We start from the raw sequence: 16,042 nt of genomic DNA on the forward strand, positions 1-16,042 counted from the left end.
CTCAGGGGCCGCCGAGGATCTCCGCCAGGTCGTAGCGGACCGGCTCCTCCAGCTGGGCGTAGGTGCAGCTCTCCGGCGTCCGGTCCGGGCGCCAGCGCCGGAAGCGGGCCGTGTGCCGGAAGCGCGCCCCGTTCTCCATGTGGTCGTACGCCACCTCGACGACCCGCTCCGGCCTGAGCGGCACCCAGGACAGGTCCTTCTTGCCCGACCAGCGGCTCGGGGCGCCGGGCAGCCGGGACGTCTCGTGCGCCGACTCCTCGGCCCAGGCGGCCCAGGGATGACCCCGGACGTCGTCCATGCGCAGCGGCTCCAGCTCCTCCACCAGCTCGGCGCGCCGCTTCATGGTGAAGGCGGCGCTCACCCCCACGTGCTGGAGGACGCCCCGGTCGTCGTAGAGGCCGAGCAGGAGGGAGCCGACCACGGGACCGCTCTTGTGGAGGCGGTACCCGGCGACCACCACGTCCGCCGTGCGCTCGTGCTTGATCTTGTACATGGCCCGCTCGTCCTGGCGGTACCGCAGATCGAGCGGCTTGGCGACGACACCGTCGAGACCCGCCCCCTCGTACTGCTCGAACCACCGCCGGGCCACCTCGATGTCGTCCGTCGCCGGCGCCACGTGCACCGGGGCGGTGACCCCGGACAGGGCTGTCACGAGTGCCGCCCGACGGTCGGCGAGCGGCACGCCGAGCAGCGACTCGTCGCCCAGTGCCAGCAGGTCGAAGGCCACCAGCGAGGCCGGAGTCCGGTCGGCCAGCGTCCGCACCCGGGAGTCCGCCGGATGGATCCGCTCGGTGAGCGCGTCGAAGTCCAGGTGCCCCTCGCGGGCGATCACGATCTCCCCGTCCACCACGCACCGCTCGGGCAACCGCTCCCGCACCGCCTCCACCAGCTCCGGGAAGTACCTGGTCAGCGGCTTTCCCGTACGGCTGCCGAGCTCGACCTCGGCGCCGTCACGGAACACGATCGCCCGGAACCCGTCCCACTTGGCCTCGTAGTGCATGCCCGGCGGGATCTTCGCCACGGACTTGGCGAGCATCGGCTTCACGGGCGGCATGACGGGCAGATCCATGCTCCGACTGTATGAGCGGCCCGTGGTCCTTGCCTGTTAGGCTTGCCTGGTGATCAGGTTCTACTACTTCTACATCTGACAGCACCCCGGGAGACCGGGCGCCGATGCCGCCGCGCGTACGCGGTGTGATTCCGGCTGCCCCTCAGGGTCCCCGGGTCGGCCATCTCGCCGATTCCCGCGCCGCTTCGCCGCGCGACGACGACCCCTCCCTCCGTATCGGCCACCTGCCCACGCCTTCCGATATGGCGGATCACGCATGCCTCAGCCCACTTCTGGCACCACCACCTGCCCATCCACCCCATCCGGTACCGGCTCGGACTCCGGCTCCGGTTCGTTCCAGGTCGTCCTGGACGACGTCGTCCGCGCGCCGGGAGGCCGGCCGCTGCTGGACGGAGTGCACCAGTCGGTGTCGCTCGGCGAGCGCATCGGCGTCATCGGCGAGAACGGCACGGGCAAGTCGACCCTGCTGCGCCTGCTGGCCGGCCTCGACCGGCCGGACGCGGGCCGGATCCGCCTCCATTGCCCGGGCGGCGCCGGATACCTGCCGCAGACCCCGGACCTTCCCCCGGACGACACCGTCCAGGACGCCGTCGACCACGCCCTGGCCGACCTGCGCGCCCTGGAACGCGCCCTGCGCCGGACCGAGCAGGCGCTGGCCGAGGCCGGACCCGACGAACTCGACGGCCTGCTCGCCTCGTACGGGGAACTGCTGGAGGCGTTCGAGGCCCGGGACGGCTACGCGGCCGACGCCCGCGTCGAGGCCGCCACGCACGGACTGGGCCTTGGGCGCATCGCGCCCGACCGGCGGCTGGGCAGCCTCTCGGGCGGCGAGCAGGCCCGCCTCAGCCTGGCCTGTCTGCTGGCGTCCGCACCGCGGTTGCTGCTGCTCGACGAGCCGACCAACCACCTCGACGTCCCGGCCGTGGAGTGGCTGGAGGAGCATCTGCGCTCCCACCGCGGCAGCGTGCTGGCGGTCTCCCACGACCGCGTCTTCCTGGAACGCGTCGCCACCGCCCTGTGGGAGGTGGACGGCGAACGCCGCACCGTCCACCGGCACGGCGGCGGCTACGCGGGATACCTCCGGGCGAAGGAGGGCGCCCGGCGCCGCTGGGAGCGGGAGTACGCCGACTGGCAGCGGGAGTTGGCCGAGCAGCGTGCCCTGGCCCGCCGCGCCGCCGACACCATGGCCGCCGGACCCCGGCGCGGCTCCAACGCCGACCGCGACAACCAGCGCCACCAGCGCAGCGTGGAGAAGCAGATCTCCGCGCGCGTCCGGCAGGCGAAGGAGCGGGTACGACGCCTGGAGGAGAACCCGGTGCCGCGGCCCCCGGAGCCCCTGCGCTTCGACGCCCGGGTCGAGGGCGGCGAGTCAGACCACAAGGGGCCGGTCGCCGACCTCCACCGGGTCGCCGTCGGCGACCGGCTCGACGTCCCCGGCTTCACCGTCGAACCCGGTGAGCGCATCCTGGTCACCGGGGCGAACGGCGCGGGCAAGAGCACCCTGCTGCGGGTCCTCGCCGGAGACCTGTGCCCCGACCGGGGCACGTGCGCGCGCCCGGACCGTATCGGCTGGCTGCCGCAGGAGACCGCGATCACCGATCCGCGGCGCACACTGCTGGCCGCCTTCGCCGCCGGACTGCCGGGCGCCCACGAGGAGCACCGCGGCGCGCTGCTGGGCCTCGGCCTGTTCCGGCCGTCCGACCTGACGACGGCGGTCGGTGACCTGTCCACCGGGCAACTGCGCCGACTGGCGCTGGCCCGTCTGCTGCGCGACCCGGTGGATCTGCTGCTGCTGGACGAGCCGACGAACCACCTCTCGCCCGCGCTGGTGGAGGACTTCGAGGAGGCCCTGCACCACTACCGGGGCGCACTGGTGATGGTCTCGCACGACCGCATGGTCGCCCGGCGGTTCACCGGCCGCCGCGTCCGGATGAGCAACGGACGCCTGGCCGGGTAGAACGGAGGCCTTGCCGGGTAGAGACGGCGGCACGGCCCCAGGGTGGGCCGGCGTCTGATGTGCGAGGTCCACGCGGTGCGCCTACCGTGGCTCGCATGGCGGAAGCGGTGGAACTGGAAGCGGGCGGACGGACCGTGCGGCTGTCCAGCCCCGGCAAGGTCTTCTTCCCGGAGCACGGCTACACCAAGCTCGACGTGGCCCGGTACTACCAGGCCGTCGCCCCCGGCCTCCTGCGCGCCCTGCGCGAGAGGCCCACCACCCTGCAGCGCTACCCGGACGGCGTCACCGGCGAGTGGTTCTACCAGAAGCGCGCCCCCAAGGGCATGCCCGACTGGATCCCCACCGCGCACATCACCTTCCCCAGCGGACGCAGCGCCGACGAGATGTGCCCCACCGAGGAGGCCGCGGTCCTGTGGGCCGCCCAGTACGGCACCCTCACCTTCCACCCCTGGCCGGTGCGCCGTGACGACGTCGACCACCCCGACGAACTGCGCATCGACCTCGACCCGCAGCCCGGCACCGACTACGACGACGCTGTCCGCGCCGCCCACGAACTGCGCGCGGTACTGGAGGAGTTCGGCGGGCTGCACGGCTGGCCCAAGACCTCCGGCGGACGCGGACTGCACGTCTTCGTGCCGATCGAGCCGCGCTGGACCTTCACCCAGGTCAGACGCGCCGCCATCGCCGTCGGACGCGAGATGGAACGGCGGATGCCCGAGCAGGTCACCATCAAGTGGTGGAAGGAGGAGCGCGGCGAGCGCATCTTCATCGACTACAACCAGACCTCCCGGGACCGCACCATCGCCTCCGCCTACTCCGTACGCCCCCGCCCGCACGCCCCCGTCTCCGCGCCGCTGCGCTGGGACGAGGTGGGCGTCGCGCACCCCCGGGACTTCGACATCACGACCATGCCCGCGCGCTTCGCCGAACTCGGCGACGTGCACGCGGGCATGGACGAAGAGGCCTACTCCCTCGACGCCCTGCTGGAACTGGCGACGAAGGACGAGCACGACCACGGGCTCGGTGATCTGCCGTACCCGCCCGAGTATCCGAAGATGCCGGGGGAACCCAGCCGGGTACAGCCGAGCCGCGCGAAGAAGCCGCGGCCCCAGGGATAGCGGACTACAACTCCTGGATCCTCACGTCGCGGTACGAGACCACGTCCGTCGTGCCGTGGACCTGGAGTCCGATGTAACCGGAGGCGAACCGCCGCCCGTCCGTGCCCGGGTCGTCCGAGCGCGGCGGGGTGAAGTCCTGGCCGCCGGTGTTGTCGAACTCGTTGATCAGCACGCCGTTGCGGTAGACGGAGTAGTGCTGGTCGACCACGCGGATCTCGTAGTCGTTCCAGGTGCCTTTCTCCGTCACGCCGGCCCCGGCGAGACCCACCCGGTCGAAGCCGTAGACCGAGCCGGTCTTGTACATGTCGCCGCTCGGGCTGTCGAACACCTGCACCTCGTGCCCGTACTTGATGGCGACCCACTCCGGCCGGGACTCCTCCGGATGGTCGTGGACCTGCGGGAAGCGCACGAACACACCGCCGTTGGTGTTCGCGGTGTCCGCGGCGTCGTCACGCCACTGGAGCTTCAGCGAGAAGTCCCCGTACTTGCGCTCGGGGAACCACAGCATGCCCATGCCCGGTGTGGTGGTGCTGGAGGTGATCGACCCGTCCGGGTTCAGTCCGAACGAACCGCCGCCCACCTGCTGCCACTTGGCGAAGGACTCCGCCGTGCCGTCGAGGATCGTGCGGTAGCCCTCGGTCTGGCCGGGGGTGCCGATCTTCGACTGGCGCGCGGCCTTGTTGACCGCCCGGTACTCCCGCCGGTCGACGACGCCCTCGTCCAGGAGCGCGTCCATGACCTCCCGTACGTGCTTGAGGAACAGCGCCTGGGACGTCCACTCCTTCTCGTCCTCGATCATCTCGTTGATCCGGCACCGGTTGTTCGTCACCCGGTTCGGCACGCCCGTGTCGACCGTGCCGACGATCACCGTCTCCCGCTCGTCGTACTCCGGGCAGGGCGGCGCGGGCACCTGGCCCGACACCACCGAGAAGCTCACGGTCACCGACTCGGCGGTGTTGCCCGCCTTGTCGCTCGCCCGGTAGGCGACGGTGTGCCGGCCCACCCGGTCGACGACCACGGGCGCGGTGTACGCGAGGTAGGGCCCGGCGTCGAGCGAGTACTCCACGCCGGCCACACCGGAACCGCCCTCGTCCGTGGCGCTGACGGTCACCTTCGCGCTGCCGACGTAGGCGCCGTCGGAGTTCTTGGTGCCCTCCACGGTCGCGCCGGTCACCGGCGCGGTGGTGTCCTCGGGGGGAGCGGCGACGACGGTGAAGGAGACGCTCTTCTCCGCGGCGACGTTGCCCGCCTTGTCGGTGGCGCGGTAGCGCACGGTGTGCTCACCGACCTCGTGCACCATGACGGGCGCGGTGTACGCCTGCCAGGCGCCGTCGCCGACCGCGTACTCGATGGTGTTGACCCCGGAACCGGTGTCGGAGGCGGTGACGGTCACCGTCGCCATGTCGATGTACGCGCCGTCCGGGTTCTTCTCGCCGCCGACCGTCGCCGAGGTCTCCGGCGCGACCGTGTCGTCGGTGTCCGGGGCGACGACGGTGAACGTGACGCTCTTCTCGGCGGCCGCGTTGCCCGCCTTGTCGAACGCCCGGTAGCGCACCGTGTGCTCGCCGACCTGGTCGACGACGACCGGCGTGGTGTACGGCTGCCAGGCACCGTCGGCGCCGATCGCGTACTCGGTCCGCTCGACGCCGGAGCCGCCCTCGTCGGTGGCGCCGATCGTCACGCTCGCGGAGCCGACGTAGGCGCCGTCGGCGTTCTGCGTGCCGCCGACGTCCGCCGACGTCGCGGGCGCGGTGGTGTCCTCGCCACCGCCGCCCTCGGTCACCACGAGCACGCCCTTCATCTCCCCGTGACCGGGGATCGTGCAGTGGTACATGTAGCGGCCGGGGGTGAGGGTGACCTCGGCGGTGTGCTTGCCGCCCTGGTCGTCGCCCGGGTTGGCCAGGATGTTCAGCTGGACGTCCTGGTTGTACTCGGGATCGCTGGTCATGAACGTCAGCGTGTGCGGCATGCCGGTGGTGTTCCCGGTCGCCTCACTGTTCTCGAAGACGATCGTGGCCGGACCGGCCACCGCCGTCTCGGGGGCGGACGTGTACTTGTCGATGTCGTTCCCGGCGGTCCAGGTGAGGACCTGGTCCGCGGCGGCGGCCTCCGCCTGCGCCCTGGGCTGCCCGGACGCGGACGTCGCCTGCAGACCGAGGATCATCAGCAGGCCGGCCAACAGGGCGGCCCACATTCTTCGTCGGCGTATCACTCAGACCCCCTCGCCAGCTGTCCGGCGGCCGGCGTCGGCCCACCGCCCTCGTAGGTGACCCGCCACAGGGCCGACTTGGAGTCCGAGGTGAAGAAGCCGCGGCCGTAGTCCAGGACGTACAGCGCGCCGTCCGGGCCGAACTTCCAGCCCATCAGGTTCTTGATGCCGTCGTTGCCGATCGGCACGATCTTCTTCAGCGACTCCGAGTGCACCGGCAGACCGCCGTCACCCTGTGTCTTCGGGTCCATCAGCACCGCGTTGCGCGGCTGGTCGGCGTCGTAGAAGTCACCGACGAACCACTTGCCGTCCCAGTACGCCGGCCACTTGGTCTCGCTGGTGCTCTCGGCGTCGTAGCGGTAGAGCGGGCCGTTCATCGCGGCCTGGCCGCCGCCCTTGAGCCAGGGCAGCTTGTAGGTGGCCTCGTCCTGCTTGTACGACGGGATCCCGTTCTCGTCGCGCGGGAAGTCGGGGCCGCCGCCCTGCGGTGAGTACCAGATGTTGTTCCCGGTCACCGGCGGCAGGTTGACCAGGCCGTCGTTGTTCGGCGACTCGTTCTTCGGGGCGTCGCAGTCGTACCAGCCCAGCGGCTTCGACGGGTCCGGCAGGTTCCGGTCCCGGTACGGTTGCTTGTTGCCCATGCAGTACGGCCAGCCCCGGTTGCCCGCCTCGGTGATCGCGGCGAACGTGTCGTACTTCGCCGGGCCCCACGTCGGCGACGGTGAACCGGCGTCCGGGCCGACCCAGCCGGCGTAGAGGGTGTCGGTCTTCTTGTCGACGGAGATGCGTGCCGGGTTGCGCACGCCCATCACGTAGATCTCGCCGCGCGTCTTGCCGCCGCCCTCGGCGGTCTCCTCGCCGGTGAAGAGGTTGCCCTCGGGGAGCGTGTAGGTCCCGTCCGGCTCCGGGTGGATGCGCAGGATCTTGCCGTTGAGGTTGTTGGTGTTGCCGGCGGTGCGGCGCGCGTCGGCGAAGGACACGCCCTTGAAGTTGGGCTCCGGGTTGTTGCCCGAGTAACCGCCGCTGAATCCGCTGGAGTTGTTGTCACCGGTCGCGATGTACAGGTTGCCCTTGGAGTCCCAGGCCAGGCCGCCGCCCGCGTGGCAGCAGCTGTGGATCTGGACCGGCCACTTCAGCAGCACCTTCTCGCTGCCCAGGTCCAGCTTGTTGGTCTCCTGGTCGAGCGTGAAGCGGGAGACCCGCCGCTCGGCCATGTGGGTGTCGCGGTTGATCTCGGAGTGGGGTGTGTAGTGCAGGTACACCCAGCCGTTCTCCGTGAACTCCGGGTCCAGCTCGATGCCGAGCAGGCCCTCCTCGACCTTGACCAGCTCCTCGCCGCCGCCCTTGTTGCCGAAGACGGTCAGTTCACCGGCGAGCGTGACCTTGTCGGTCTCCGGGTCCCAGACGTGGATCTCGCCCCGGCCCTTGCCGATGTCCGGGTCGTTCCAGTCGGTCACCACGGGCTGGGAGGAGTCCGCGCCGCCGCGGCCGATGTAGAACACGCGGCCGTCGGGCGCGGTGACCAGGCCGTGCGGCTCGCCGATCTGGTCGTTCTGGCCGGGCTGGTTGGGATCGGTGAGCCGCTCGGCCTTGTAGTTGCCGTCGATGGTCGCCTTGCAGTCGGCCTGCGCCAGCCGCGTCGTCCACATCAGGGCGCCGCGCAGATGGGCGCGGAAGTCGGTCTCGTCGTAGGACGACACCGTGCCGCCCATGCCGGTGTAGAAGGACCGGCCGCCGTCGTAGTCCCGGCACCAGCTGACCGGGTGGTCCCAGCCGTTGGCGCTCGCCCCGGGCTGGTACGTCGACTCGCGCACCCGGGCCACGGTGTGCACGTCGCCGGACGGGTTCTCCACCCAGTTCATCCACTGGTCGGGCCGCTTCCACTGCACCGGCAGGTCCTTGGTGGCCGGATGGCGCCGGTCACCGACCTCGACGGTGGCCCGCTGGACCTTGTCCGGGCTGGAGGCGGCCGGACGGGCCCCGACCAGACCGGTGAACCAGTCCGAGTAGGGCTCGGCGCGGGCCGCGTCGTGGATGCCGACGAACCCGCCGCCGGCCTCCATGTACGCCTCCAGACCGGCCTCCTGCGCCGGCGTCAGGACGTCGCCGCCGCCGGTCAGGAACACGACCGCGTTGAAGCGGCCGAGCCTCTTCTCGTTGGTGAAGACCGAGGCGTTGTCCGTGGCCTCGACGCTGAAACGCTCCTTCTCCGGGCCGGACAGCCCGATCCGTTCGATGGCCGCGATCCCGGCGTTCACGACCGGGGACTCGTCCCCGGCCGCGGCGGACCCGTAGAAGATCAGCACCCGTACGTTGGCACCGCCCGGCGGCGACTTGATCGACATCGTTGTCAGGGACGGATCCGGCGCCGGGCGGGCGCTGGCGGCCGGGCCGGACAGCAGCCCGGCGGCGACGAATCCGGCGGTCGCGAACGCCGCCCAGCCCTTTCTTCTTCTCGTGCTCAACCCTCGTAAGTGCATGGGCACCTCCTCGGTCACGGCAGCAGCGCCAAGGAAGTTAGACCTCTTTGCGTGGTTCGCCAATAGGTATGACCAGGATCGAACGAACTTTGTCCTGAGTGTGGATAAACGAGGCGGCAACCGGTACCGTCCCACAGGTTCATCACAGCCAATCAGGCCACTTATTGGCTACGTCTCCGCAAGTTCCGTACCGACGTGGGGAGTTCGACATGGACAGGCGAGGCTTCAACCGACGTGTCCTGCTGGGCGGCGCGGCCGTCGCGACATCGTTGTCCATCGCTCCGGAGGTCGCCGACGCGGCGGATGCCGCCAAGGGAGTCAGCGCGAAGACGGCACCGGCCGGGGGCGAGGTGAGACACATCAAGATGTACGCCGAGAAGCTGCCCGACGGTCAGATGGGCTACGGCCTCGAGAAGGGCAAGGCGTCCATCCCCGGCCCGCTGATCGAGCTCAACGAGGGCGACACGCTGCACATCGAGTTCGAGAACACGATGGACGTGCGGGCGAGTCTGCACGTCCACGGCCTGGACTACGAGATCTCCAGCGACGGCACGGCGATGAACAAGAGCGACGTCGAGCCCGGCGGCACCCGCACCTACACCTGGCGCACCCACAGGCCCGGCCGCCGGGCGGACGGCACCTGGCGGGCGGGCAGCGCGGGCTACTGGCACTACCACGACCACGTCGTCGGCACGGAACACGGCACCGGCGGCATCCGCAAGGGCCTGTACGGCCCGGTGATCGTGCGCCGCAAGGGCGACGTGCTGCCGGACGCCACGCACACGATCGTCTTCAACGACATGCTCATCAACAACCGGGCGCCTCACACCGGGCCCGACTTCGAGGCCACGGTGGGTGATCGCGTCGAGATCGTGATGATCACGCACGGCGAGTATTACCACACCTTCCACATGCACGGTCACCGCTGGGCGGACAACCGCACCGGCATGCTCACCGGGCCCGACGACCCGAGTCAGGTCATCGACAACAAGATCACCGGTCCGGCGGACTCCTTCGGCTTCCAGATCATCGCGGGGGAGGGGGTGGGCGCCGGGGCGTGGATGTACCACTGCCACGTGCAGAGCCACTCCGACATGGGGATGGTGGGCCTGTTCCTGGTGAAGAAGCCGGACGGCACGATCCCCGGCTACGACCCGCACGAGCACGCGCACGGGCAGGAGTCCACGACCGGGGAGGAGCCCTCCGCTCACCAGCACTGAGGTGCTTCACGCACGGGCGCCCCGCGGGTCCCGCGCCGCGCGGGTGCCGGGTGCCGGGCGTGGGGTGCCGGAGGACGTGGCGGCGTCCGGTTTCGACGGCACAGGGCCGATCAGGCCCCGGCCGGACAGGCCCTACGCCTCCCGCGGCATCGGTCTGAGCACCGCGAACCGGGCGCCGTACGGGTCGGCGAGCCGGGCGAGGCGCCCGACACCCTCGATGTCCGCCGGAGGCATCCGCACCGTGCCGCCCAGCTCCCCGGCCCGGGCGACCGCGGCGTCCGTGTCGTCGACCGCGAAGTACGGCAGCCAGTGGGCGTCCGTCTCCACCGGGTCGTCGGCGAGCGGAACGACGCCGCCGAACATGCTCTCCTCGCCCTCCCCGGACGGGTTGACGCACGTGTACGTCCCGGCGCCGGGGAAGGCGACGGCGGACGTCTCCAGCCCCAGCACCGCGTCGTAGTACGCGGCGGCCGCCGCGACGTCCGCCGTGTACAGCTCGACCCAGCACAGCGCACCGGCCTCGCCGGCCACGGTCAGGCCGCCCAGCCGCTGAGGCTGCCGGACGCCGAACGGCACCCCGGCCCGGTCGGCGAGGATCGCCGTCGTGCCCTGGCCCATGACGTCCGCCGGACGCACGAGCACACTGCCCCGGGCCTGCTCGGAGGCCTTGGCGGCGGCTTCCGCGTCCGGGGTCTGGAAGTACACCGTCCAGGACGGCGGGCCCTGCTCCGGCGTGGTGCGCATGCCGCCGGCCACGATCCGGCCGTCCAGCTCGAAGAAGCCGTACCCCCTGGCCTCGGGGCCCGCCGACCGGAACCGCCAGCCGAAGAGGCCACCGTAGAAGGAAGCGGCGCCGTCGATGTCGGACGTGCCGACGTCGATCCAGTTCGGGGCGCCGGTGACGAAACGGGTGGTGAGCATCATCGCCCTCCTCGGAAGGGTCCCGTTGCCTGCCCTGCCGAGTCTCGCACCCACCACTGACAACCGCTTCCGCGCGCCGCCGTGCGCACCCGCGTCCGGCGGGGGACCATCGGGTCGGCCGGGGGTCCGTCCGCGGGGCGTTGATCCCGCGTTGATCGAACGTTTTCCGCGGCCCGGCACGCTCTGGAACATGCACATCGAAACGATCGCGACGCCCGACCTCGCCTGGCAGCAGGAGGCGTTGTGCGCTCAGACCGGGGGAGACTTCTTCTTCCCCGAGCCCGGCAGCTCCGTACGGGACGCCAAGCGGATCTGCGCCCTCTGCCCGATCCGCTCGGCCTGCCTGGAGTACGCGCTGAGCAACGACGAGCGCTTCGGCGTCTGGGGCGGACTGTCGGAGAAGGAGCGGGTGGCGCTGCGGCGCGTCCCGCGCTGACCTCGGTCGCCCCGGTCCCGGTGCCGCACGCCGTGCCGCCCGTGCCGTTAATTCGCTGTGCCGTGCCCGCCCCGGCAGGCAGAATCCTCGCATGTCGCGAACCGCCGCCCAGGATGAGGCCGAGGGCCTGCTGCACGCCCTCGATCCGCTCGCGCACCCGGAGCGGATGCGTGAACTCGCCGTACGCGCACGGGCGTCGACCGCACCGCGGCCGGTACTGCTCGAGCTCGAACGGCACGGTGCCTACGGGCGTCAGCTCGCCGTCGTCGCCGCGTCCGCCGCGGGCGACGCCGAATGGATCGCGGACCGGATCGCCGACGCCGACCCCTACGTGCGCGGCCATGCCCTGCGTGTCGCCGGCAGCCTGGGCGTGCCGGACGCGGCGTTCGAGGCCGCGCTGGCCGACGCCCCCGAGGCGGCACGCCGGGACCTGCTGCGCGCCGTCGTGACCGGCGGGCGCACCGCTCTCGCGGACCGGCTGGTCGACGGACTGCGGCGCGACTGGGGCGACGCCGAGGCGGCCCGGCTGCTGCCGGGCTGTACCGCGCCCACGGTCACCCGGCTGCTGCCCGGACTGCTGTACGCCGTCCGGACGTGGACGCCCCTCGCCAAGCGGCACCGTGCCGCACTGCTCGGCGCGCTGGAGGAGGAGCTGACCGCGCTGCCCGAGGCCCTGCGCGACAACTGGTGGCACCGGTACACGCACGCGATGGCCACCCTCGCGCCCGCCGAACCCGCGCACGTGCTGACGCTGCTGGACCGGCGGGGACCGAGCCGCCTGCCGTACGAACTGCGGGGCCACCTCCCCGCGTTCGCCGCCGTGGACCCGCGAGGGGTACTGCGGCTGCTGGCCACGCCCGCCTGGGCCCCCGTCGTGAGCGTCCACGGGATCGGGCGCACGGGGCTCGACCGGCTGACCCGCGCCGACTCGCCCGAACTCGTCGCCTACGGCCGGACCCTGCTGCCCTACGGCGATCTCCCGCGACTGCTGAAGGCGCTCCCGCCCGCCCGGCGCCACGCCCTGTGGACGGCCGTCCGCGAGGGGCGGGGGACCGGCACGGCCGTCGTCGACGAGACGCTGCTGGAGGTGCTGCCGCGCCGCCACGCCGCGCGGGAGGCCCGCAAGGCGGCGGCACGCGCGCGTGAGGGCGGTGCCGCCGAGAACACGGTCCTCACCGCCGAGTCCTTCCTGCCCGTCGCCGAGGTCCGCGACCGGCTGCTGGCCGCCACCGGGCGCCCGGACGCCGACGACCGCGCCCACGCCTGGCGCCTGCTGGTCCGCAACGCCGCCCGCTGGGGCGACCCGGCCGCCGTCACCGCGGCACTGCGCGAGATGGGGCGGCTGCGCAACGAACAGGATCCCGTGCGGTCCGCCGCGCTGGGAGCGGCGCGGGCGATCCGGCCCGCCCTGTTCACCGAGGACGCCGTCGAACACCTGGACCGCGTCGCCACCGACGCCGTCGAGGCCCGCGACTCCTCGCCCCAGACCCGGCAACTGCTCAGCGAGCTCGCCCTGGAGGTGCTGCGCGAGCACGCCGCGGACGGCACGCGCGCGCTGGTGAACTGGGCGCTGCGCACCCTCGTACGGATATCGGGCACCACCGGCGGCGCGGACCTCGGCCGTCTCGACCGCACCCTGCGGCGCGGCCAGGAGCACCAGGTCTACGAGGCACTGCGGCCGTGGGTCGAGGCGGGCGCCGAGAAGGCCGACTACGGCCTCGTCATCGCGCTCGCCCGCGCGGTGGGCCCCCGGGCCGCCGGCATGGCGGAGTTGCAGGACATGCTGTGGCAGGCCGTCCGGTACGGCGACGACGCGACGGTGCGCGCGGCGGTCCCCCGGTGGCTGGAGCCGCCCGCCACACGCGACGAACGGGTGGCCCGCGTGATCGCCCACGAACCGTCGGCGGCAGCGCTGCCCCCGGTCCGTGCGGCGATCCTCGCGCGCCGCACCGATCTCGTGGACGTGCTCCTCGCCGACTCGCCGCCCTACGGCCGCTTCCTCACCAAGGGCACCCCCCGTTTCCTGCCCGTCGACCCGTACGACGTGCGCCGGTGGGTACCGCGCCAGCGAAGCGCCCTGCTCCGTCTGCTGGCCGAGCAGGCCGCCGACCCCGGACTGACGCTGTACCAGCGCGCGAGCTCGCTCACCAGGGCCGCGGCCGTGCCCGACGGCGGCGCCGACCTCGTACGCCGCTGGACCGGCTCGTCCGACGTCGTGCTCGCGGAGGCCGCGCTCGCCGCCCTGGCCCGCACCGACCGGGCCGTCGAGGCGCTGCCCGAGCTGCTGGCGCACGCCGGCGGCGACCGGGCCCGCGTCGCCGTGTACGCGGCCACTCAGGCGTCCCGGCACGCGCCCCCGGCACGCCTCGCCGTGCACCTCGGGGACGTACTGCGGACGCCGGACGCCAAGGTGACCAGCCGCAAGGAGGCGGTCCGGCTCGCCGCGCTCCGGCTTCCCGTACCGGACGCCGCGGCTCTGATCACGGAGGTCTGGGCCCGTCCTGGCACCCATCCGGACGTACGCGCCGCCTGCGTCGCCTCCACCGGTGGGCTCCTCGCGCACGAGGAGGTCTGGGAACTGCTGCGCGACGCGGCCGGCGGTACCCCGGTGCTGCGGGGCGCGGTGCTGCGGGCCGCGCCGCTGGACCTGCCCGAGACGCATCGAGCGCGGTACGCCCGCCTGGTGCGCGCCGTCGCCGCCACCGACGATCCCGGCACCGCGGTTCTCGCCTTCGAGGCGCTGGCCCGCTGGACCCCCTGGTCGGCCGAGGCACCCGGCGTGCTGGCCGGGGCCGTGACGGACCTCGCCCATCGTGGGAGCTGGCACTCCGCTGCCAACGCCCTGATCAGCGCGGCGTCGAGCGCCCCGCACGGCCTGACCGGACTGCTGGAGGCGCTGCGCACGCTCGCCGGCACGGCGTCCGACGACGACAGCGACGCCGACGAGCGGCGCGACCGGCCCGCACGGCGGCGCGTCGAGTTCCTCGTCGCCCGTCTCGGGGCGACCTTCGCCCGCTCCGAGACGGCGGTCCGCCCGGCGGGCCTCGCCGCGGCCGACCTGCTGGGCGGGTACGAGGCCTACGCGGCGCAGGCCGCCGTGCTCGCGGCGACCCACCTGGACCTGACCGCCGTACCGCCGCGCCTGGACCGGCTGACCGCGATGACCGGAGCAGGCCGCCCCGCACTCGCCGTCCGCGTCGCCGACGAACTGCGCGGACGCCTGGAGCGCCGGGAGCAGCCGGGCGACGCCGCGGTGCTGCGCGCCGAGGCCGTGGCACTGGCCCGGCACGGCGGCCACGCCGAGGGGCTGCTGGCCGTCGCCGTCACCGGCGCGCTCGGCAGCCGCGAGGAGTGGCCCGCACCCTGGCGCGAGCTGCTGCGGACGCTGCGCCGCCACCCGGTCCCCGACGTGCGCGACGCGGCGCTGGAGGAGACCACGGCCTACGAGTGACAGCGGGCCGGAAGCGACGGCGGCACCGGAGCGACAGAGGCTCCGGAGCGACGGCGCCTACGGGTGACGGCGGCCGGCCCCGAGGGGCATGGGGACACAGCCTGGGTCAGCCCGCCGCACGGGCCGCCATCCGCGCCTTGCGCGCCGCCAGCTTCTCGTCGAACTTGGCCGCCTCGGCGTCCAGTCCGCCCATGTACAGCCCCAGCTCCTCCTGGGCCGCCTGCCCCTCGGGGCCGAGGCCGTCGATCTCCATGATCTTCAGGTAGCGCAGCACGGGCTGGATCACGTCGTCGTGGTGGATGCGCAGGTTGTAGACCTCGCCGATCGCCATCTGCGCGGCGGCCCGCTCGAAGCCGGGCATGCCGTGACCGGGCATCCGGAAGTGCACGACCACGTCCCGCACCGCCTGCATCGTCAGGTCGGGCGCGAGCTCGAAGGCCGCCTTGAGCAGGTTGCGGTAGAAGACCATGTGCAGGTTCTCGTCGGTCGCGATGCGGGCCAGCATGCGGTCGCAGACCGGGTCGCCGGACTGGTGGCCCGTGTTGCGGTGCGAGACGCGGGTGGCCAGCTCCTGGAAGGCGACGTAGGCCACCGAGTGGAGCATCGAGTGCCGGTTGTCCGACTCGAAGCCCTCACTCATGTGGGCCATGCGGAACTCCTCCAGCTTGTCCGGGTCGACCGCGCGCGAGGCGAGCAGGTAGTCGCGCATCACGATGCCGTGCCGGCCCTCCTCCGCGGTCCAGCGGTGCACCCAGGTGCCCCAGGCGCCGTCCCGGCCGAAGAGGCTCGCGATCTCATGGTGGTAGCTGGGGAGGTTGTCCTCCGTCAGCAGGTTCACCACCAGGGCGATCCGGCCGATCTCGGTGACCTTGGACTGGTCCTTCGCCCAGGCCTCGCCGTCCTCGAAGACGCCCGGGAAGTTCCGGCCGTCGCTCCACGGCACGTACTCGTGCGGCATCCAGTCCTTGGCGACCTTCAGATGCCGGTTGAGTTCGGTCTCGACCACTTCCTCCAGCGCGTACAGCAGCCGGGCGTCGGTCCATTCGGCGGAATTGCCGAGGTGCGGGGAGACGATCGTCACGGAGAACTCCAGGGGACGTGCGACAGAGCGGAAAACGGCCCGGCGAGCGGTGCCGGGAACCTACGGGATCGTAGGCTACGAAACCGTAGGTTACGAGACC

10 protein-coding genes are annotated in these 16,042 nt (G+C 72.3%); 5 read left to right on the plus strand and 5 right to left on the minus strand.

Annotation, left to right across the window (positions count from 1 at the left end; translation table 11 throughout):
• Nucleotide 1: 1 nt before the first annotated feature.
• Entirely contained in the window at nt 2-1,069 is a 1,068-nt protein-coding gene (locus QC283_RS06770; RefSeq protein ID WP_279560444.1) for an ATP-dependent DNA ligase, read from the minus strand.
• Between the two features lie 256 nt (nt 1,070-1,325).
• On the opposite strand from QC283_RS06770, the gene QC283_RS06775 reads away from it, so the two are divergent.
• Both QC283_RS06775 and ligD read left to right on the plus strand, forming a co-directional pair.
• Nucleotides 1,326-3,026, plus strand: coding sequence for a TlrC/CarA/OleB/SrmB family ABC-F type ribosomal protection protein (locus QC283_RS06775; RefSeq protein ID WP_279560445.1), 1,701 nt, complete (start codon nt 1,326-1,328; stop codon nt 3,024-3,026).
• 95 nt (nt 3,027-3,121) lie between these two features.
• The gene (gene ligD, locus QC283_RS06780) at nt 3,122-4,144 is read left to right on the plus strand and encodes a non-homologous end-joining DNA ligase (RefSeq protein ID WP_279560446.1); all 1,023 of its coding nucleotides are present in this window, start codon (nt 3,122-3,124) and stop codon (nt 4,142-4,144) included.
• 4 nt (nt 4,145-4,148) lie between these two features.
• Here the strand turns inward: ligD and QC283_RS06785 are convergent, their stop codons facing one another.
• Nucleotides 4,149-6,338: an OmpL47-type beta-barrel domain-containing protein gene (locus tag QC283_RS06785; RefSeq protein ID WP_279560447.1), complete on the minus strand. Its 2,190-nt coding sequence runs from the start codon at nt 6,336-6,338 to the stop codon at nt 4,149-4,151.
• Nucleotides 6,339-6,352: 14 nt separating this feature from the next.
• Nucleotides 6,353-8,833 (minus strand): ThuA domain-containing protein, encoded by a 2,481-nt coding sequence (locus QC283_RS06790; protein WP_279560448.1) that lies wholly within the window; start codon nt 8,831-8,833, stop codon nt 6,353-6,355.
• Nucleotides 8,834-9,042: 209 nt separating this feature from the next.
• Here QC283_RS06790 and QC283_RS06795 point away from each other — a divergent pair, with 209 nt between their 5' ends.
• Nucleotides 9,043-10,053: a multicopper oxidase domain-containing protein gene (locus QC283_RS06795; RefSeq protein WP_279560449.1), complete on the plus strand. Its 1,011-nt coding sequence runs from the start codon at nt 9,043-9,045 to the stop codon at nt 10,051-10,053.
• Between the two features lie 132 nt (nt 10,054-10,185).
• On the opposite strand, the gene QC283_RS06800 is transcribed toward QC283_RS06795, so the two are convergent.
• Entirely contained in the window at nt 10,186-10,974 is a 789-nt protein-coding gene (locus QC283_RS06800) for a VOC family protein (RefSeq protein WP_279560788.1), read from the minus strand.
• A 190-nt stretch (nt 10,975-11,164) separates the two neighbouring features.
• Here QC283_RS06800 and QC283_RS06805 point away from each other — a divergent pair, with 190 nt between their 5' ends.
• Both QC283_RS06805 and QC283_RS06810 read left to right on the plus strand, forming a co-directional pair.
• Nucleotides 11,165-11,410 carry a WhiB family transcriptional regulator gene (locus QC283_RS06805; protein ID WP_279560450.1) on the plus strand — a complete coding sequence of 82 codons (246 nt, stop codon included), beginning with the start codon at nt 11,165-11,167 and terminating at the stop codon, nt 11,408-11,410.
• Nucleotides 11,411-11,501: 91 nt separating this feature from the next.
• Nucleotides 11,502-14,861 carry a hypothetical protein gene (locus QC283_RS06810; protein ID WP_279560451.1) on the plus strand — a complete coding sequence of 1,120 codons (3,360 nt, stop codon included), beginning with the start codon at nt 11,502-11,504 and terminating at the stop codon, nt 14,859-14,861.
• A gap of 106 nt (nt 14,862-14,967) precedes the next feature.
• Here the strand turns inward: QC283_RS06810 and QC283_RS06815 are convergent, their stop codons facing one another.
• Nucleotides 14,968-15,942 carry an acyl-ACP desaturase gene (locus tag QC283_RS06815; protein WP_279560452.1) on the minus strand — a complete coding sequence of 325 codons (975 nt, stop codon included), beginning with the start codon at nt 15,940-15,942 and terminating at the stop codon, nt 14,968-14,970.
• Between the last annotated feature and the right edge of the window lie 100 nt (nt 15,943-16,042).

It is taken from the genome of Streptomyces sp. DH41, from assembly GCF_029813785.1.
In the GTDB taxonomy this organism is placed as follows: Bacteria; Actinomycetota; Actinomycetes; order Streptomycetales; family Streptomycetaceae; genus Streptomyces.